The 17,535-nt window shown below is 65.2% G+C and carries 14 protein-coding genes and 1 pseudogene; 6 read left to right on the forward strand and 9 right to left on the reverse strand.

What is annotated here, in order from left to right; all coding sequences use genetic code 11:
• Nucleotides 1-42: 42 nt before the first annotated feature.
• Nucleotides 43-834, reverse strand: a complete 792-nt coding sequence (locus NMQ09_RS10995; RefSeq protein WP_255190627.1) for a M14 family metallopeptidase — start codon at nt 832-834, stop codon at nt 43-45.
• Nucleotides 835-900: 66 nt separating this feature from the next.
• Nucleotides 901-1,983, reverse strand: coding sequence for an NADH:flavin oxidoreductase/NADH oxidase (locus tag NMQ09_RS11000; RefSeq protein WP_255190628.1), 1,083 nt, complete (start codon nt 1,981-1,983; stop codon nt 901-903).
• A 209-nt stretch (nt 1,984-2,192) separates the two neighbouring features.
• Here NMQ09_RS11000 and nrfD point away from each other — a divergent pair, with 209 nt between their 5' ends.
• The 3 genes from nrfD to NMQ09_RS11015 all read left to right on the forward strand — a co-directional run bounded on the left by nrfD (nt 2,193) and on the right by NMQ09_RS11015 (nt 4,685).
• Nucleotides 2,193-3,542, forward strand: coding sequence for an NrfD/PsrC family molybdoenzyme membrane anchor subunit (gene nrfD, locus NMQ09_RS11005; RefSeq protein WP_255190629.1), 1,350 nt, complete (start codon nt 2,193-2,195; stop codon nt 3,540-3,542).
• Nucleotides 3,543-3,575: 33 nt separating this feature from the next.
• Entirely contained in the window at nt 3,576-4,397 is an 822-nt protein-coding gene (locus NMQ09_RS11010; RefSeq protein WP_255190630.1) for a BtpA/SgcQ family protein, read from the forward strand.
• A gap of 93 nt (nt 4,398-4,490) precedes the next feature.
• A complete protein-coding gene (locus NMQ09_RS11015) occupies nt 4,491-4,685 on the forward strand; it encodes a hypothetical protein (RefSeq protein ID WP_255190631.1) in 195 nt (64 codons plus the stop codon).
• A 100-nt stretch (nt 4,686-4,785) separates the two neighbouring features.
• Here the strand turns inward: NMQ09_RS11015 and NMQ09_RS21070 are convergent.
• Nucleotides 4,786-4,953, reverse strand: a pseudogene (locus NMQ09_RS21070) (zinc ribbon domain-containing protein); the annotation flags it as partial.
• Between the two features lie 146 nt (nt 4,954-5,099).
• Between NMQ09_RS21070 and NMQ09_RS11025 the strand changes: the two are divergent.
• Both NMQ09_RS11025 and katG read left to right on the forward strand, forming a co-directional pair.
• Entirely contained in the window at nt 5,100-6,272 is a 1,173-nt protein-coding gene (locus NMQ09_RS11025; RefSeq protein ID WP_255190633.1) for an outer membrane protein assembly factor BamB family protein, read from the forward strand.
• Nucleotides 6,273-6,815: 543 nt separating this feature from the next.
• Nucleotides 6,816-8,960: a catalase/peroxidase HPI gene (gene katG, locus NMQ09_RS11030; protein ID WP_425607235.1), complete on the forward strand. Its 2,145-nt coding sequence runs from the start codon at nt 6,816-6,818 to the stop codon at nt 8,958-8,960.
• 212 nt (nt 8,961-9,172) lie between these two features.
• On the opposite strand, the gene NMQ09_RS11035 is transcribed toward katG, so the two are convergent.
• The gene (locus NMQ09_RS11035) at nt 9,173-9,721 is read right to left on the reverse strand and encodes a tRNA (cytidine(56)-2'-O)-methyltransferase (protein ID WP_255190635.1); all 549 of its coding nucleotides are present in this window, start codon (nt 9,719-9,721) and stop codon (nt 9,173-9,175) included.
• Nucleotides 9,722-9,879: 158 nt separating this feature from the next.
• Here NMQ09_RS11035 and NMQ09_RS11040 point away from each other — a divergent pair, with 158 nt between their 5' ends.
• Entirely contained in the window at nt 9,880-10,137 is a 258-nt protein-coding gene (locus NMQ09_RS11040) for a DUF8119 family protein (protein ID WP_255194625.1), read from the forward strand.
• A gap of 85 nt (nt 10,138-10,222) precedes the next feature.
• Here NMQ09_RS11040 and NMQ09_RS11045 read toward each other — a convergent pair whose 3' ends face one another.
• From NMQ09_RS11045 to NMQ09_RS11065, 5 genes are all read right to left on the reverse strand, one after another.
• A complete protein-coding gene (locus NMQ09_RS11045) occupies nt 10,223-10,684 on the reverse strand; it encodes a universal stress protein (protein WP_255190636.1) in 462 nt (153 codons plus the stop codon).
• A 2-nt stretch (nt 10,685-10,686) separates the two neighbouring features.
• Complete coding sequence (locus NMQ09_RS11050) at nt 10,687-12,387, reverse strand: solute symporter family protein (RefSeq protein WP_255190637.1); 1,701 nt, start codon at nt 12,385-12,387, stop codon at nt 10,687-10,689.
• Nucleotides 12,384-12,791, reverse strand: a complete 408-nt coding sequence (locus tag NMQ09_RS11055; RefSeq protein WP_255190638.1) for a DUF4212 domain-containing protein — start codon at nt 12,789-12,791, stop codon at nt 12,384-12,386. Before NMQ09_RS11055 ends, NMQ09_RS11050 begins: the two co-directional genes overlap by 4 nt.
• Before the next feature lie 68 nt (nt 12,792-12,859).
• Entirely contained in the window at nt 12,860-14,845 is a 1,986-nt protein-coding gene (gene acs / locus NMQ09_RS11060) for an acetate--CoA ligase (RefSeq protein ID WP_255190639.1), read from the reverse strand.
• A gap of 333 nt (nt 14,846-15,178) precedes the next feature.
• Nucleotides 15,179-17,377: a bacterio-opsin activator domain-containing protein gene (locus NMQ09_RS11065; protein WP_255190640.1), complete on the reverse strand. Its 2,199-nt coding sequence runs from the start codon at nt 17,375-17,377 to the stop codon at nt 15,179-15,181.
• Nucleotides 17,378-17,535 lie beyond the last annotated feature (158 nt).

The following is a 17,535-nucleotide window of genomic DNA, read 5'->3' on the forward strand; positions in this document are numbered from 1 at the left end:
GCGGGGAAAATTGTGGCTATCTCTGACGCCGTCGAGAGCGGGTCAGCCGGTCGTCGGCGAGAGTTCGTCGACCTTTTTCGCGGCGTAGCCGAAGACGTCCCGGTAGCCGTAGGAGGACATGAGTACCGGATAGAAGGGCTCGTCGGCGACCTGGCGGGCGCCGTCGGCGGCGGCGTACGGCTCGCCGGGGTCGACGCGCTCGAAGTTCTCGACGAACACCTCGTAGCTGTCGGCGCGCGTCTTCGGAATCCGGTCGACGAGCCGGAAGACGGGCAACGTTCGACCGACGGTGTCACCCGGCAGCGCGCCCACGGCGGTCAGGAACGCCCGCGTCAGCCGGTCGGCGTTCTCCGCGGCCTTCCGTGAGCCCTGGAGCCCACACTCGACCTCGATCGTCTCGACGGCGGTGAACGGCCGTCCCTCGACGAAGTCGCCGGTCTCGACGAGGGAGGTGACGGGAAGCTGTGCGCAGACGGTCCGCGCGACGTCGGTCACGTCGTCGACGACCGCGAAGGGGTCGGCGTGGCTCTGCGTCGAGTGCATCGAGAAGGTGAGACAGCCCTCGAGCTCTCGCGTGAGGTCGAACGCCAGCCGACCCTCGTGGCTGTCGGCGTCGAGGTCGCCGGGGAACGCGCGATTTAAGTCCTCGTCGACGTAGCGCACCCCGCGCTCGAGCGCGCGCTCGTTCGCGACGACGAGCTTGACGGGGCGGGTGACCGGCGGCCGGTCCTCGAGCAGTCGCTCGACGGCCCGGACGCCACAGGGCTCGTCGCCGTGGACGCCGGCGAGAACCGCGAGTTCGGGCGTGCCCGATCCCAGCTGTTCGACTCTCATTGGTGGGTGTGAGTTTGGAACGATCAAAGGCCGTTCGATCGAGCCCGGTGCGTGCAGGGGCGTCGGCTACTTGCGGACGGCCCGTCGGTACTGGATCGGCCACTCGCGGTCGCCGTCCAGTTCGTCGGCCGCGCGAAGGCCGAAGTACGGGTCGCGGAGGAACTCCCGGCCGACGAGGACGAGGTCGGCCCGCTCGTTCCGAACGATCGCGTCGGCCTGGGCGGGCTCGGTGATTCCACCGACGGCCCCGACGGCGACGTCGGCACGCTCGCGGATTTCCTCGGCCAGCGGCACCAGGTAGTTCGGCCCCGTCGGCACCCGCTGGTCGGGGTGGAGCCCGCCGCCGCTCACGTCGATCAGGTTCGCCCCGAGCTCGGCGAGGTCGGCCGACAGCCGGACCGAGTCCTCGAGCGTCCAGGACTCGCGGTCGGGGAGCCAGTCGGTCGCCGAGATGCGGACGAACACCGGCCTGTCGTCGGGCCACACGTCTCGAACGGCCGCGGTGACCTCGCGGACGATCCGCGTTCGGTTCTCGAAGCTCCCGCCGTACTCGTCCTCGCGGCGGTTCGTGACTGGCGAGAGGAACTCGTGGAGTAAGTAGCCGTGGGCGGCGTGAACCTCCGCGATCTCGAATCCGGCCTCGAGCGACCGTTCGGCGGCCGCCCGGAACGCCGTCACGACCTCGGCGACGTCGTCGCGACTCATCCGCTCCATCGCCGGCAGCGGGCCGTCGAACGGGTACGCCTCGGGCGACGGCGAGCGCACCTCCCAGCCGCCGGCGTCGGGCTCGATCGGCTCGTTGCCCTCCCACGGCCGGCTCTTGCTCGCCTTGTGACCAGCGTGGGCGAGCTGGATCCCCGGCACCGAGCCCTGCTCGCGGACGAACGCAGCGATTGGCGCGAGCGCCGCGGCGTGCTCGTCGCTCCAGATACTGAGGTCGTGGCCCGAGATGCGGCCGCGCGGCTCGACGGCGGTCGCCTCGGTGAGCACGATCCCAGCGCCGCCGACGGCGCGGCTCCCGAGGTGGACGCGGTGCCACTCGGTCGCCAGCCCGTCCGGTTCACAGGAGTACTGACACATCGGCGAGACGGCGAGTCGGTTTGGGAGTTTGTGGTCGCGCAGGGTGAGCGGCGAGAACAGGTCGGTCATCACTCGAGGATGGACTCGGCCGAAGAAAACCGCCTCGAAGGACGACGACCTTGCCGGAGAGTTCATGACTGGCGTGGTCGACCATAGGGTTCAGGGGCGTTCGACCGGCGAGTGTTCGACCGACTGGACGACCCCGACGGTTGATTGGTTGCAGTTGCAAGGCGCGGGCCAAAGTAGTGTGTCGATGTAGCTAGGTGGAGACTCGCACGATGAGTACGAAATCACCCACCGTCGACGACATTCTTCGGCCGATTCAACACACCTCGAAGCGGTACTTCGTGTTGCTGGCCGTCGCCGCCCTCGCGTTCGGGACCTTTCTCGTGATGTGGGGTGTACAGCTCGCCGAAGGGCTGGTCATCACCGGCCTCGGAGACTGGGGCAGCGGTGGCGGTGTGACGTGGGGAGTGTACATCGGCGCGTTCATCTGGTGGGTCGGCATCGCCCACGGAGGGATCATCCTCTCGGCGGCGGTTCGCTTGCTCGGAATGGACCGGTACATGCCGGTCGCCCGACTGGCGGAACTGCTGACGATCGCCGGCCTGTCGGCGGCGGGCTTTTACATCATCATCCACCTGGGTCGACCGGACCGGATGGTCACGTCCATCCTCGGCTACTACCACGTGACGATCAACAACTCGCCGCTGGTCTGGGACGTGACCGTCATCACGCTCTACTTCGTGTTGACCGCGACGTACCTGCTGTTGACGCTTCGGTACGACGTCAGCCGGCTGCGTGACGAGCTCCCGAACCACTTCGAGCCGATCTACAAGCTCCTGACGATCGGCTACTCCGAAGACGAGGATCCGGTCGTCGAGCGGATGATCTGGTGGCTCGCGCTGGCGATCATCATCCTCGCACCGCTGTTGCTCCACGGTGGCGTGATCCCGTGGCTGTTCGCGCTGATTCCGACGATGCCCGGCTGGTTCGGCGCCGTCCAGGGACCGCAGTTCCTCACTATCGCACTCACGTCGGCCATCTCCGGCGTGATCCTCATCGCGTTCGCGTTCCGCCGGGCCTACGGCTGGGAGCACATCATCACCGACGACGTCTTCCGCGGCCTGACGCTCTGGCTCGGCTTTTTCACCCTGCTGTTTCTCTGGCTACAACTCCAGCAGATCATCAGCGGCGTCTTCGCCGCGCCGCTCGATCAGCGGACCGTCATGGGTGCCACCATCGCCCACCCGGTCTACGCCATCGCCATCGGGCTCGCCTTCGGTGTGCTCGCCTACACCTTCGCACAGGCAATCCGGCCGTCGCTGTTCACCAAACTGCGCTCGGCCGTCGCGGGGGTGGCGATCCTCACCGCGACCCTCCTCGAGAAGATCCTCTTCGTCGTCGAGGGGATGCAGTACCCGACGTTCGACCTCTACTACGCCGTCCCCGGCACCTACTTCCCGAGCATCATCGAGATCTTCTCCGTCATCGGCACCATCGCCATGGTCGGACTGTTCTTCCTCGTCGTGGCCAAGATCATCCCCGTGGTCGAACTCCACGCCATCGAACACCTCCGGGAGAAACGCGGGCTCGAGGAGGAACAGCCGGCCGAACCGGCCGAGTGAGGACTTAACAGCTCGTGGGCACGAGTACGCCCCATGCCCACGACACTCGATCGGTTTTCAACCAGCGCGCCGGTCGTCGGGATGGTCCATCTGCCGGCGCTGCCCGGCTCACCGGGATTCGACGGCGACAGGGACGCGATCCGTGACCGGGCGCTCGCGGACGCAACGACGCTCCTCGAGGGCGGCGTCGACGGCCTCCTCGTCGAGAACTTCGGCGACGCTCCCTTCTACCCCGACTCGGTTCCCGCACACGTCGTCGCCGACCTCACTGCCGTCGTGACCGAACTCACTGACGCGGTCGACGTCCCCGTCGGGGTCAACGTCCTGCGAAACGACGCGACGGCGGCGCTCTCGGTTGCCGCCGCGACAGGCGCCTCGTTCGTCCGCGTGAACGTCCACGTCGGCGCGGCGGCCACCGACCAGGGGCTCCTCGAGGGACGGGCCCACGAAACCCTCCGGCTCCGCGAACGCCTCGAGGCCGACGTCGCCGTCCTCGCCGACGTCCACGTCAAGCACGCGTCGCCCCTCGACGGGAGCGACCTCGAGCGAGCGACCTGCGAGACGGTTGAACGCGGTCTGGCCGACGGCGTGGTCGTCTCGGGTGCCGGCACCGGCGCCGAGACGGCGCTCGAGGACGTCTCCCGCGTCGCCAGCGCGGTCGCCGACCTCGAGCGGTCGGTGCCCGTTTTCGTCGGCAGCGGCGTGACGGTCGACACCGTCGGCGACCTTCTCGAGGCGGGTGCAGACGGTGCGATTGTCGGGACCGCGCTCAAGGAAGGCGGAGAGACGACGAATCCGGTGTCGCTCGAGCGCGTTCGCGACCTCCTCGAGGCGGCCGACGATCGGCGAGCGTGACGGCCACTGTCGTCGTTCGTCGATGGCTGTGTTGGGAGCAGGCCGCTCGATTGAATCCGTCGCTTTCATAGCCTGGAAGCCGAACCTCCGTCTATGGAGTTTCGCCAGCGGGTGGTCGTCGGGTCGATCTGGATCGCCGTCGCCTTGCTCCTCGCGAGCACGCTCGACCCGGCGGTTCCGTCCTCCGCGGGGGACGTCGCTCGGCTGTTCGTCGTCGTGCTGGCGCTCTTCCTGGCCGGCGTCTACCTGCTGAATCCGCGTGACGTGGTCAGCCGAAAGCCGTTCTAGGTACTCGAACGCAGTTCGTTCTCCGCTGTTGAATTGATGGACGGCGCCGGGATAGACTGTAAAATTGGTGGAGGTCAACTGCCTCGGGATCAAGTGGTTCGAGACGCCACCAGACGTTCCGAGCGGCGTTGTAATCGCTGTGTAACTCCTTTCCGCACTTCTGACGCTCAAACTCATCACCATCACGGTCGTCCTCGTGAGTCAACCCACACTCGCCGTGACTACACCGCTGAGACGTGTATGCTGGATTCACGTCGTCCACGTCGATTCACTATCTTCGAGGACGAGAGTGACGATGTCATTGAGTTGGTGGTGTGTCGAATTTGAGACCCCGAAGTTGTGACTACGGGTGAGATGATGTATGGAATTTCCCTATGCAAAAAACATTTTGCGCTCGAGCGGCATTATCGAGGTATGCCCTCCAGACGGAACGTTCTCCAGAGAGCCACGACGGTAGCACTTATCGGTCTTGCCGGCTGTTTAGAGGACGTAAGACGCAGGGACGACGCGGAGCCGTCGTTCCCATCACGGTGGGAGTACCCGATCGCCGGTGCCAGATTCGGGCACCAATCCGGGAGTGGCCTCCTGCTCGCCGCGTCGGATACCGATGTGTTCGACCGTACACTCGTTGCACTCAACCCCGACACTGGAGACTCCGAGTGGACGGTTCCCGGAGAGAGCGACGACCGACACGCCATCCAGGAGTTTACCTCGAGCAATCCGTCGATCGCACCGCCGACCGTCAGTGACGGAACCGCCTACGTCGTCACCGACAGAAACCACTGTGTGGCACTTGAGGTATCCACCGGCGCGCTGGAGTGGGAGACGGCAGTGTCGGGAGAAGCAAGCACATCGTGTACTGGCTCCGTGTCCGGACAGCCGATCACAGTCGGGGACCTCGTGTGCGTCGTCGTGTCGGCCGAAAACGACGAGTGGAACATCGTCGCACTGGAGGCCGACAGCGGAGACGACCGGTTCACGTACAAGCTCGAGGGTGAACCGACGTGTTTGCCGAGAGGCGACGACGACTCGCTCGTTATCGCGGTGGACGACGGAACGATCGAATCGATCACCACTCACGGTGACCGACAGTGGAGGACCTCGAACGCCGGTCGAATCGTCGGCTTCGCTGTCGGTGACGAGACCATATACGCGGGCGGAGTCGACAGGACGGTACGGGCGTTAGATCGGAGCGACGGGACAGAACGGTGGTCACTCGACCGCGAGACGACGACAGCGGAACCGGTCGTCGTCGATCGGACGGTCTTTCTCGGAACTACCGAGGAACTCCTCGCGGTGTCACCTGATGGCCAACTGCGCTGGCAGGAGTCGCTCGACACCGCACCGACAGCTGTCGCAGCGTCGGACGACCACGTCCTTGCCGTCCGCGGGACCGAGCAGTGCCACACGCCCGCAGCCGTCTCGGCGTATCCACACATGGTTACGATCCACGACAGAGAGACCGGAAACCGACTGCACGAATACGAGTACGACGGAGACGAGTCGCGACCGGTTGCGGCGGTCGAACTCGAGGGGGAACTCTACCTCTCGAACGGGTCGTTCGTTTTGTCGTTTAACCCGGAATAAGCGTCTCACGCCGAATTCCGCCACCGCTACAGACCTATTTAGAGATCTTCTTTACCACAAATATTTCAGATAGGTGTTGTACTATTCTAATAAATGGCTATTTAAACAATACTCTGTATTTTCATTTCTGGTCGATGATTCGCGTCAAGGACCAGATCGGAGGACTGTTTTGAAGGGCGTCGGTTGTGCCGTAATCGGCGGAGGGATGGTTGGAACCAGTCAGGCACACCGTGACGACGTGACCGAATACGAATTTGCCGGAACAGCTCGCGGATCGTTCAAGGAACCAGTTACACGAACCGAGATTGGCGACGCACGAACGAAGGTGATCGAGCGATTTGCCGACTCTGACGCCGAAACGAGACAGGACGTTCTCACCAAGTGGGGTCAGCCAAGTGGGTACCGTATTCTCGGATATAGTATCGTTCTCGGTTGGGATATAAGACAACCTCGTTGTTCAAATTGGCAATCTTAATGCGCGAATAGGCAATTTTGGTGTGGGGATGGATAACCTTAAGATGTGAAAGCAACAATTGTCCGATGATGACTGGGTCTGATCAAGACTGGTGGCCGGAACAGCTGAACCTGAAGATCCTCGATCAGAACGCTCGTCCCGTCGACCCGATGGGCGAGGAGTTCGACTACGCCGAGGAGTTCGAGAAACTCGACCTCGAGGAGGTGAAAGCGGACATCGAAGACGTATTGACGACGTCTCAGGACTGGTGGCCAGCCGACTACGGGCACTACGGGCCGCTCATCATCCGGATGGCGTGGCACAGCGCGGGCACCTACCGCACCACCGACGGCCGCGGCGGTGCCGCCGGCGGCCGACAGCGGTTCGCCCCGCTCAACAGCTGGCCCGACAACGTCAACCTCGATAAGGCCCGGCGCGTACTCTGGCCGGTCAAACAGAAGTACGGCCGCAGCCTCTCGTGGGCCGACCTGCTGGTCCTCTCCGGCAACGTCGCCCTCGAGTCGATGGGCTTTGAGACGTACGGTTTCGCCGGCGGCCGTGAGGACGCCTTCGAGCCCGACGAGGGCGTCGACTGGGGGCCAGAAGAGGAGTGGCTCGGCTCCGAACGCCACGACGAGGAGGGAACCCTCGAGGGCGACCTCGCCGCCGACCACATGGGCCTGATCTACGTGAACCCCGAGGGGCCAGGCGGTGATCCGGACCCCGTAAAGTCGGCGGAGTACATCCGCCAGTCGTTCGGCCGCATGGCGATGAACGACGAGGAGACGGTCGCGCTCATCGCCGGCGGACACGAGTTCGGGAAAGTCCACGGCGCGGCCTCCGACGATCACCTCGGCCCGGACCCCGAGGGTGCCCCGATCGAGCAGCAGGGACTGGGCTGGGAGAGCGAGTACGGCACCGGCAAGGGCGACGACACGATCACCAGCGGCCTCGAGGGGCCGTGGACCGAGTCGCCGATCGAGTGGAACCACGACTTCCTCGAGAACCTCTTCGAGTACGAGTACGAACTCGACGAGAGCCCCGCCGGCGCCTACCAGTGGACGCCGGTCGACGAGGAGGCACAGGGGTCCGCGCCGGCCGCCCACGACCCCGAGGGCAGCCAGACCCCGATGATGCTCACGACGGACCTTGCGCTCAAGGAGGATCCGGATTACCGTGAGATCGCAAAGCGCTTCTACGAGAACCCGGAGGAACTCGAGGAGGCCTTCGCGAAGGCCTGGTTCAAGCTCATCCACCGCGACATGGGCCCGAAAGCGCGCTACCTCGGTCCCGAGGTTCCCGAAGAGGAGTTCCTCTGGCAGGACCCACTCCCCGACGCCGACTACGACCCGATCGGCGAGGCGGAGGTCGCCGAGCTCAAAGCCGCGATCCTCGAGTCCGAGCTCTCCGTCTCCCAGCTGGTCAAGACCGCCTGGGCGTCGGCCTCCACCTACCGCGACAGCGACAAGCGCGGCGGCGCCAACGGCGCGCGCATCCGTCTCGAGCCCCAGAAGAACTGGGAGGTCAACGAGCCCGAAGAGCTGGCGACGGTGCTGACGGTCCTCGAGGAGATCCAGGCCGAGTTCAACAACTCGCGATCCGACGACGTGCGGGTCTCGCTGGCCGACCTGATCGTGCTGGGCGGCTGTGCGGCCGTCGAACAGGCGGCGGCAGACGCCGGCTACGACGTCGAGGTGCCGTTCGAACCCGGCCGTACCGACGCCACGGCCGAACAGACCGACGTCGAGTCCTTCGAGTGGCTCGAGCCGGACGCCGACGGCTTCCGCAACTACTACACCGAGGGTGACGTGATGGAGCGCTCGGCCGAGGAGCTGCTGGTCGACAGAGCCGACCTCCTGACGCTGACCGTCCCCGAGATGACGGCCTTGGTCGGCGGCATGCGCGCGCTCTCCGCCACCTATGGGAACTCCGATCTCGGCGTCTTCACCGACGAGCCGGAGACGCTGAGCAACGACTTCTTCGAAGTCCTGCTCGACATGGGCTACGAGTGGGAAGCGACCGACGAGGACGAGGACGTCTTCGAGCTTCGCGACCGCGAAACGGGCGAGGTCGAGTGGACGGCCAGTCGCGTGGATCTCGTCTTCGGCTCGAACTCCCGGCTTCGCGCCATCGCGGAAGTCTACGGCGCCGAGGACGGCGAAGAGCAGTTCGTGCAGGACTTCGTCGACGCGTGGCACAAAGTGATGAGCCTCGACCGCTTCGACCTCGAGTAAGCGGCGCTGAGACCAGCTCGGAGCTGGATGCGACGTTGGGGGGTGTGTTCCCGCGGCCCTCGTTTTGAACCGGTGTCGTGAACCGAGCACGGTGAGGGCCTGCTGAGGCTCCTTCCAGACACCAGCCGAAGCCGAGGCGTGCCGTCGGACGAGCGCCGTTGCTAACCCGTTGCCGAACTGGACCGAACGCGAGAGATTTTAGACCGCGATCGTTACTCTTCCTCGAGCGACTCCACCTGTTTGCCCGTCTCCTGCGGGATGACGCGTCGGTCAGCGTCCTCCCACTCGCGCTCGAGCTCGCGTCCGTCGAACAGGCGGTCGAGGAAGACGGCCAGGCCGGCCACCTCGGAGTGGGGCTGGTTCGTGACGGCGACGTTCCAGTCGGCGGCCTCGTAGACGTCGAAGGGGACCTTCTCGGCGCCGACGACGACGAGCAACGGTTCGCCGTCGTCCTGGAGCGTCGTCCGGATCTCGGACTCGACGTCCTGGACGGGCTCGCCGTACATCGTGAGGTGGGCGACGCGCCCCTCCCAGTTTCGGACGACCGCTCGCGGGGAGTCGGTGAGTTCGGCCGCGAACGGCCCGCCGAAGCGATCGGTGATGTCGGCGACCGTCTCGAGCGAGCTGCCGGCGTTGTCGGGAAAGAGCACCCGGTCTGCGCCGAGTGCCCGGGCCGTGAGGCCGACGTGTGTGGTCATCCGTTCGTCTCGACCTGGCCGGTGACCGAGGCGGAGGACGGCGACCTCGGGCGTCTCGTTCATGGGGAGTGCTTGCCCCGTGGCGCATATGTGGGTTCGGGTTCGACAGTCACGAGCTCGTCGGTGGCGTCGTGTTCTCGAGCGATCGTCGCCGGCCACTCGACGGTGAACGGTCACGACAGCAGGCTTTTTGGGTGTCCTGCCGAACGCTTCGGTATGGTTTGCGAGGACGTCTCGAGACGGGTGATCGACCGGTGACGACCGTTCGCGAGTGGATCGCGACCGCCCGGGAGGAAAAGTGGGGAATGTTCGTCGACCTCGTGTTCGCAATCGTCTGGGTGACGATGGTCGAGCTGATCTTTCGGGTCGTCGACGGTCCGACGTGGGCGTACTACCTGCTGATGGTCTCCGGAATCGTTGCGTACTTCGGGCTGGTCTGGAACCTCGAGCTCGCGAAGGCCGGCCGCGAGTCGGGGTGAGCGACTCGAGTCGGCTACTCGCGTCGGAGGCGGTGGGCCGTCCGATCGCACGTCGACGACGAAAAAACGGTTACAACCGTCGGTATCAGTCTTCTTCGCGGATGTCGACGACGAGCACCGGAATCGTCGCAGTTCGGAGGGTTCGCTCGGCGACGCTGCCGAGCAGTGCCCGACGGACGCCGCCGCGACCGGCAGAGCCCATCACGATCATGTCGACGTCGTGCTCTTCGGCGTAGCGGGCGATCTCCGCGTGCGGTCGGCCGGCGACGATCGACTCGACGACCTCGAGGCCGAGTTCCTCGCCCTGCTCGGCGACGGCTTCGGTTGCCTCACGCGCTCGCGCCTGGAGTTCGGGCATCTCGTCGAAGTGGCCGTCTTTGATCCGCTGGACCTGCTCGGTGCCGAGGCTGACGTCGATCGCGCTGATGTCGACGACGTACAGCGCGTGGAGTTCGGCGTCGTAGCGGTCGGCGAGGTCGACGGCGTGGGAAACGGCGTTCTGTGCGACTGTGCTTCCGTCGGTGGGGATGAGTATTTTCTCGTACATGGTTAGTCGTCAGCGGGGGAGCCACCGTCGGCGGCGGCGTCTTCGGCGGACTCCATTCGCTGCATCGGTTTGGGGCTGTGACATTGGCGCACGAGCCGTTTGACGTCTTCGGGTGGATCGTTCGTCACCAGCGAGACGACGATGATCGCGATGAACGCGAGCGGGACGCCGACGAGCGCCGAGGCGAGCCCCGGCACGATCGTGGCGAGCTCCGCCGAGACGGCTCCCTCGACGCCGGTGTACATCGGAATGGCCGTATCGTTCAGGATCGCACCGAAGGAGACGACGATACCGGTGAGCATGCCGGCGAGTGCGCCTTCACGGGTGGCGTTCTCCCACCAGAGACCGAGGAAGAACACCGGGAAGAACACACAGGCGGCGATCGCGAACGACATCGCGACGAGTTCACCGATCAGCGCCGGCGGGTCGAGCGCGACGATCGTGACGAGGACGCCGATCACGAGAATCGTCGTCCGGCCGACGATCATCTGCTCGCGCTGGGTCGCGTTCTGCTTGTAGAGGTTGGTGTAGATGTCGTGTGCAGCCGCGGAAGACGCGGAGATGAACAGCCCCGCGGTTGTCGCGAGTGCGGCGGCGACCGCCCCGGCGGCGACGATGCCGACGAGCCACTCCGGCAGGTCGGCGAGCTGGGCGGCCAGTGCAACGAGTGCGTCGCTGTCGCCGGGAGGCATCTCCATGAAGGAATCCACTCCCTCGACACCCAGCGTCATGGCGGTTTCGGCACCCGGCTGTGCGGGCTCTTCGTACAGCAGGCCGCCGAAGACGGCGTAGGTGGCGGTCCCCCAGTACAGCAGACAGATGAAAAAGAGGCCCCAGACGGTCGACCAGCGGGCGGTCCGTTCGTTGTCGACCGTGTAGAAACGCACGAGGACGTGCGGGAGGCCACAGGTACCGAGGATCAGGCTGACGACCAGCGCGATCCACATGTAGAAGCTGTTGACGGCGAACGGTTCGGCGAACTCGTCGTTGAACGCGTCGATGAGTTCTGCGGTCTGCGGACCGGCCTCGAGGTACGGCAGGACCGTCGACCAGCCCTGCGTCCAGCCGATGGCGTAGAGGCCGATGGTGAACGCGAGGATGAGGATGACGTACTGGATCGCCATGTTCTTCGTCGCACCAAGCATTCCGGAGAGGGCGACGTAGGCGATCGTGACGCCCATAAAGAGGATCACGCCGGCTTCGTAGGACAGTCCCAGGATGTACTGGGCCATCAGCCCCATCCCGCTGCCCTGACCGATCGCGTAGACGAACGCGATGACGAGCGTCGTGAACGCGGCGATCCCGCGTGCGCGGTCGGAGTAGAAGCGGTCACCGACGAAGTCGGGTGCGGTGTACTTCCCGAAGCGACGGAACTGTGCGGCCATGAAGATGAGCAGGATGAAGTAGCCCGTCGTCCAGCCGACGACGAACCCCAGTCCGTAGAACCCTGCTGTCGCGACCAGTGCGGCGACGCCGAGGTACGACGCGGCGCTCATCCAGTTCGCGCCGATCGCCATCCCATTTTCGATCGGGCCGATCGAGCGGCCGGCGACCCAGAGGTCGTCGACTGCCGCGACGCGGAAGAACCAGCCGACACCCAGGAACAGCACCATCATCGCGACGATCGTCAGCGCCGGAATGAGCTTAAAACCGGGATCGAGTGCAGTCTCGTAGCCGTTCTGTAAGAGGATCGGCTCGATCATTGGTTACCACCGTCGGTCGCGGCTGTGGCCGTACCGGCGTCCCCTTCGGATTCGTGTGAGACGCCGTACTTGTCGTCGAGCTTGTCACGGTACCAGGCGTAGACCGCCGACAGCGCCAGCGCGGCGGCCGGTGCGACGATGGCGGTCAGGAAGAAACTGAGCGGGTAGCCACCGAGGATCCGCGTTTCGAACATATACTCCGGGGCGAAGTAACTCGCCGTCGCCGGGCCGAAGATGAACACCAGCCAGACGGTGAACAACCCGAAGATCATCTTCAGGTTGTCCCGCATGAACGGGGTCGCTGGCTTGAAAATGTTGATCTCCTCGTCCAGGTAGTCGACGGACTGTCCGGCGTCTCCCACCGTGGCGGTTCCGCCATCGGTCTCTGCACGTTCATCTGTCATCCTGTCCACCTCCGCGTTCGTCGATCGAGTTGGTGTCACTCATGTGTCTGTAATGATTCGTTTTTCGTTTACTCCTCTTGCACCTGCGCTGCGATCTCCTCGACGACCTCGGGGTTGCGAAGCGTCGAGGTGTTTCCGAGCTCGTTGCCGCTGGCGATGTCCTCGAGTAAGCGACGCATGATCTTGCCCGAGCGCGTCTTCGGCAGTTCGGGCGTAAAGATCACATCCTCTGGTTTGGCGATCGGGCCGATGCCCTCGACCACGTTGTCGACGATCTTGTCCTCGAGTTCCTCGCCGCCCTCGTAGCCGTCCTCGGGGATGACGTAGGCGTAGACGGCCTCGCCTTTGATCTCGTGGTCGCCGCCGACGACGGCGGCCTCGGCGACGCCCGCAGTGGCGACGATGGCGCTCTCGAGTTCCATCGTTCCCAGGCGGTGGCCGGAGACGTTGATCACGTCGTCGACGCGACCCAGCACGGTGATGTAGCCGTCTTCGTCGATCTTCGCGCCGTCTTCGGGGAAGTAGACCCACTCGTCGGCGTCGGGATCTGAGTACTCCTGCCAGTACTCGGAGACGAACCGTTCGTCGTTCCGGTAGAGGGTGCGCAACATCGCGGGCCACGGTTTGTCGATGGTGAGGTAGCCGGCGTTGCCGGGCTCGACCTCCTCGCCTGCAGTGTCGACGACGCGGACGTCGAGGCCGGGGAGTCCCGGGCCGGCCGCGCCGGGTTTCATCTCACAGATGCCGGGAAGGGTCGTGATGATGTGGCCGCCAGTTTCGGTCTGCCACCAGGTGTCGACGATCGGGCACGCCTCACCGCCGATGTGCTCGTAGTACCACTTCCAGGCACGGGGGTTGATCGGCTCGCCGACCGTCCCCAGCAGGCGCAGCGAGGAGAGGTCGTGTGCTTCGGGGTACTCCGTACCCCACTTCATGAACGCCCGGATCGCCGTCGGCGCCGTGTAGAAGATGTCGACCTCGTACTCCTCGACGAGCTCCCAGAAGCGGTCCTTCTCGGGATAGTCCGGCGTGCCCTCGTACATCAGCGTCGTCGTTCCGAGCGCGAGCGGTCCGTAGACGATGTAGCTGTGGCCGGTGATCCAGCCGATGTCGGCCGAACACCAGTAGGTGTCCTCGGGCTTGATGTCGAGCACCGCGTGGCCCGTCCAGGCGGCGTAGGCGAGGTAGCCACCCGTCGTGTGTTTCACCCCCTTGGGCTGGCCGGTCGTGCCGGAGGTGTACATCATAAACAGCATGTCCTCGGCGTCCCGCGAGACCGGCTCGACCGACGCGCCCTCGTGTGCTGCGACCAGCCCGTCGTAGTCGTGCTGGCCCTCTGTGAGCGAGTGCTCGAGGTCGTCGCCGAGCCGGTCGACGACCACCGTCGTGGCGTCCTGTTCGACGTCCGCGAGCCCCTCGTTGGTCTTCGAGAGGTGATCGAGGGCGTCGCCGCGGCGGTAGTAGCCGTCACAGGTGACCAGGTGCTCGCTGTCGGCGGCGTTCATTCGCGTCGCGAGCGCCTCCGCGGAGAAGCCCGCGAACACCACCGAGTGAGGGGCACCGATACGCGCACACGCGAGCATCGCAATCGGCAACTCGGGAACCATCGGCATGTACATCGTCACGATGTCGTCCTCCTCGACGCCGAGGTCCCGGAGTGCCGCCGCGAACGCCTCGACCTCTTCGAGCAGGTCGCCGTAGGTGTACGTTCGCGTCTCGCCGAGTTCGCCCTCCCACTCGATCGCGACGGCGTCGCCGCGGCCGTCCTCGACGTGGCGATCGAGGCAGTTGTACGAGGCGTTCAGCTTCCCGCCCGTGAACCACTGATACGTGGGCGCGTCGTCCTCGACGAGTACCTCGTCGTACGCTCGGTCCCACTCGAGAAAGTCTGCCGCCCGCTCCCAGCACTCGGGCCAGTTCTCCTCGAACTCTTCGTAGATCGATTCGTCCGTGACGTTCGCCTGTTCGACGAACGACTCGGGTGGCTCGAAGGTCGCTTCCTCCTCGAGTCGTGCTTCGAGGCCACCATCACCACGCACGTCTTCCTCTGACATGGTATGCAACTCCAAGTGGCATGTGCATAGTAAACACCGAATCTAGGTGTGCAAAACGAGCGCAAATTTTGACGGAGAACGCGTAAATTCCAGTCTCTGGCCTGCAGATATATGGTCTCGATCGGTACAGTTCGCCGTAGCTCTAGAGGCGGACCGCACCGGACGGCTGAAACTCACGGGGTAGCCGGGGGGGTGGACCGGCGGACGAGTTACCCACTCTAGATGATTAGTATCGGCGATCGTCGGCGGCTAGCCGGTCGATTCGGGCTCGAGTCCGTGACGTCGATCGTGACGGACCGTGGTCGTCCCCTCGAAACCGGTACCGGTGGACCGTCACTCGCCGCCGCGTGCTGCGTCGTCGACCGACGACTCGTCGAAGAACGTTCGGAGCAGCTCGTGCTGGGCCTTTCGCAGGTGGTTGTGAAGTGTCGGCGAGGAGATGTCCATCGCGTCCGCGATCTCCTCGGCCGTACTCTCCCGGGGCCAGTCGTAGTAGCCGCCGAAGTACGCAGCCCGGAGGGCCGCCTCCTGGCGGTCCGTGAGCCGCTCTTCGAGCCCCGCACGGAACTCCCGTGCGGTCTGGACGGAGCGCTCGACCTCGCGCTTGCCAACGAGCTCCGAGCCCGGAAACTGCGAACGGAGGCCGTCGACAATCGTTCGGAGGTCGGCGTCGGCCGCACACTCGGCGACGATCGTCGCCTCGCCCCCCTCGACGATGGTCTCGAGGACGGTCGCCCCGTACTCTGTGAGCGTGAGCGTCGGCGAGGAGCCGTCGACGACGAACTCGACACGATAGCCCGCTTCGTAGCTCTCGATCAGCCGGGCGTCTTCGATTCCCGGATCGTCCTCGGCGAGTTCGAAGACGTCGCCGGGCGAGGCGCCGCCGAGACGGACGTAGTAGAGGTGTTTCGACTCCGAGATCGGAACGAGTGAATCGAGTTCGAACCGGCAGGCGAGCCGGTCGGTGGCGTCGACGAAAAACGACCGGTCGTCGGTACAGACGAACTCGAGTTCGACCACCGTATCCGACAGCAACAGGTTGCGCCGTCTGACGGCAGCGATGGCGTGACCGACCTGTCGACCGATCGTCTCGAGCCACTCGCGTTCGACGTCGTCGAACGCGTCGGGACGCGTGGATCCGATCCGGAGCGTCCCGTACACCGTCTCCCCGGAGACAATGGGAACCGTCGCGACCGCGCCAGCGAACCGACCGCCGTTCGGGAGGTCGACGGACACGTCGCGGTCGACCGAACTCGCCGTCGCCGGCTCGTCGCTCGACTCGTCGTGCTCGGCAGTGTCCAGTGACGAGGCGAGCGCGTCGACGTCGTCGGGCTCGAGCCCGCCCACCGCCCGCCACTCGAGGTGGCGACTCGAGAGCGTCCGTCGGTCGATCCAGGCGAACGAGTAGGCGTCTCCTTCGGCGAGCGTCGTACTGACGTCGGTCTCGATCTCTTCGTGGGTCGACGCCTCGAGCAGCGCGTTCGTGACGTCCCGGTGGAGATCAACGAGCGAGACGCCCGCGGATTCGTCGCTCGTCGGCTGGGTCGACTCGAGGTGCTCGTAGAACTCGGTGACGTCGAAGACGAGGACGGCGAATCCGCGGTGACGACCGTCCTCGTCGCGGACGGGCGCGATGTGCTCGCTCGCGAAAAAGGTCGAGCCGTCGTTTCTGACGCGCCAGCCGTCGTCCTCGACGCCGGACCCCGCAGCCGCCGCCCGCAGGGTTCGTTCCGGGACGCCGCGTTCGACGTCTTCGTCGGTGTAAAACGTCGAGACGTGCGTGCCGAGAATTTCGCCGGCCCGGTAGCCGAACGTCGCCGCAGCGCCGCGGTTCCACCGGTCGACGTATCCCTCCTCGTCGAGGCGAACCAGCGCACACCGCTCGGTCGCGGTCAACAGCGATCTGATCACGGTGTCGTCGTCGACCTCGGTCGGTTCGGCCGGTGCTGTCTCGGGTCGTTCGACCGGCTCGAACGCGTCGACGATCGTCCCTTCGGTCGGCGCCGGCAGGTACGGCTCGAGTCCTTCGAAGCTGTGCCAGCCGCCGACGGCTTTCACCACCCGTGGGTTGACGTCGTGTTCGACGAGGGCCGTGTACGCGAAAAATCGCCGGAGGTCACTGCTCGAGACCGCCGCGAGCGACGGGTCGGTTCGCAGGTCGGCAGCCCGGTCGGCGACTTCCGAGACGAGCATCTGGAGGCGACGTGGCGTAACGGGGAAGATCCGGTCGTCGTCGCCGATGGCGTTGCTCCGGACGTACCGGCGGAGTTCGCGTTCGACTCGGGTCGGCAGGTACGCCGTTCGGTCGATCGCGTCGGTCTCGTCGGCCGGAACGGTGAGCAGGTAGCGAAGCGGATCGACCTGTACCCGCCTCACGTCACCTGGACGAAGTCGGGACAGTTCCGCCGGTCGAAGGCCGACCTCGCCGGCGAGTCGAACGACGAGCGCCTCCCGGTACGTCGCCGCCGCGTCGAGGAGCGCCTCGTACTGGGTTCGTGAGAGGATGTCTGGCGTTGTTTCCTCGACGCTCATACTTCGCGCTTTCCGACGGCGCGAATGAAAGTATCTCTTACGGTCGACTCCATATTCCCCGTCGGCCCGCTTCGGCGAAAGCAGGCGCAGGCGGTTCACTTTGGGGAAACAGGGAGCCCTGGTTTCGCATCAGTTGTAAGCGCGAAACCCGGCGCAGG

Origin of the sequence: Natronobeatus ordinarius (genome assembly GCF_024362485.1) — an archaeon.
GTDB classification, from domain to species: Archaea; Halobacteriota; Halobacteria; order Halobacteriales; family Natrialbaceae; genus Natronobeatus; species Natronobeatus ordinarius.

Bases quoted from the DNA above. Each gene is read 5' to 3' on its own strand.
- NMQ09_RS11055 (WP_255190638.1), bottom strand. From the start codon at position 12,791: ATGACAGATGAACGTGCAGAGACCGATGGCGGAACCGCCACGGTGGGA.
- NMQ09_RS11010 (WP_255190630.1), top strand. From the start codon at position 3,576: ATGCCCACGACACTCGATCGGTTTTCAACCAGCGCGCCGGTCGTCGGG.
- NMQ09_RS11050 (WP_255190637.1), bottom strand. From the start codon at position 12,387: ATGATCGAGCCGATCCTCTTACAGAACGGCTACGAGACTGCACTCGAT.
- NMQ09_RS11015 (WP_255190631.1), top strand. From the start codon at position 4,491: ATGGAGTTTCGCCAGCGGGTGGTCGTCGGGTCGATCTGGATCGCCGTC.
- NMQ09_RS11025 (WP_255190633.1), top strand. From the start codon at position 5,100: ATGCCCTCCAGACGGAACGTTCTCCAGAGAGCCACGACGGTAGCACTT.
- acs (WP_255190639.1), bottom strand. From the start codon at position 14,845: ATGTCAGAGGAAGACGTGCGTGGTGATGGTGGCCTCGAAGCACGACTC.
- nrfD (WP_255190629.1), top strand. From the start codon at position 2,193: ATGAGTACGAAATCACCCACCGTCGACGACATTCTTCGGCCGATTCAA.
- NMQ09_RS11000 (WP_255190628.1), bottom strand. From the start codon at position 1,983: ATGACCGACCTGTTCTCGCCGCTCACCCTGCGCGACCACAAACTCCCA.
- NMQ09_RS11045 (WP_255190636.1), bottom strand. From the start codon at position 10,684: ATGTACGAGAAAATACTCATCCCCACCGACGGAAGCACAGTCGCACAG.
- NMQ09_RS10995 (WP_255190627.1), bottom strand. From the start codon at position 834: ATGAGAGTCGAACAGCTGGGATCGGGCACGCCCGAACTCGCGGTTCTC.
- katG (WP_425607235.1), top strand. From the start codon at position 6,816: ATGACTGGGTCTGATCAAGACTGGTGGCCGGAACAGCTGAACCTGAAG.
- NMQ09_RS11035 (WP_255190635.1), bottom strand. From the start codon at position 9,721: ATGAACGAGACGCCCGAGGTCGCCGTCCTCCGCCTCGGTCACCGGCCA.
- NMQ09_RS11065 (WP_255190640.1), bottom strand. From the start codon at position 17,377: ATGAGCGTCGAGGAAACAACGCCAGACATCCTCTCACGAACCCAGTAC.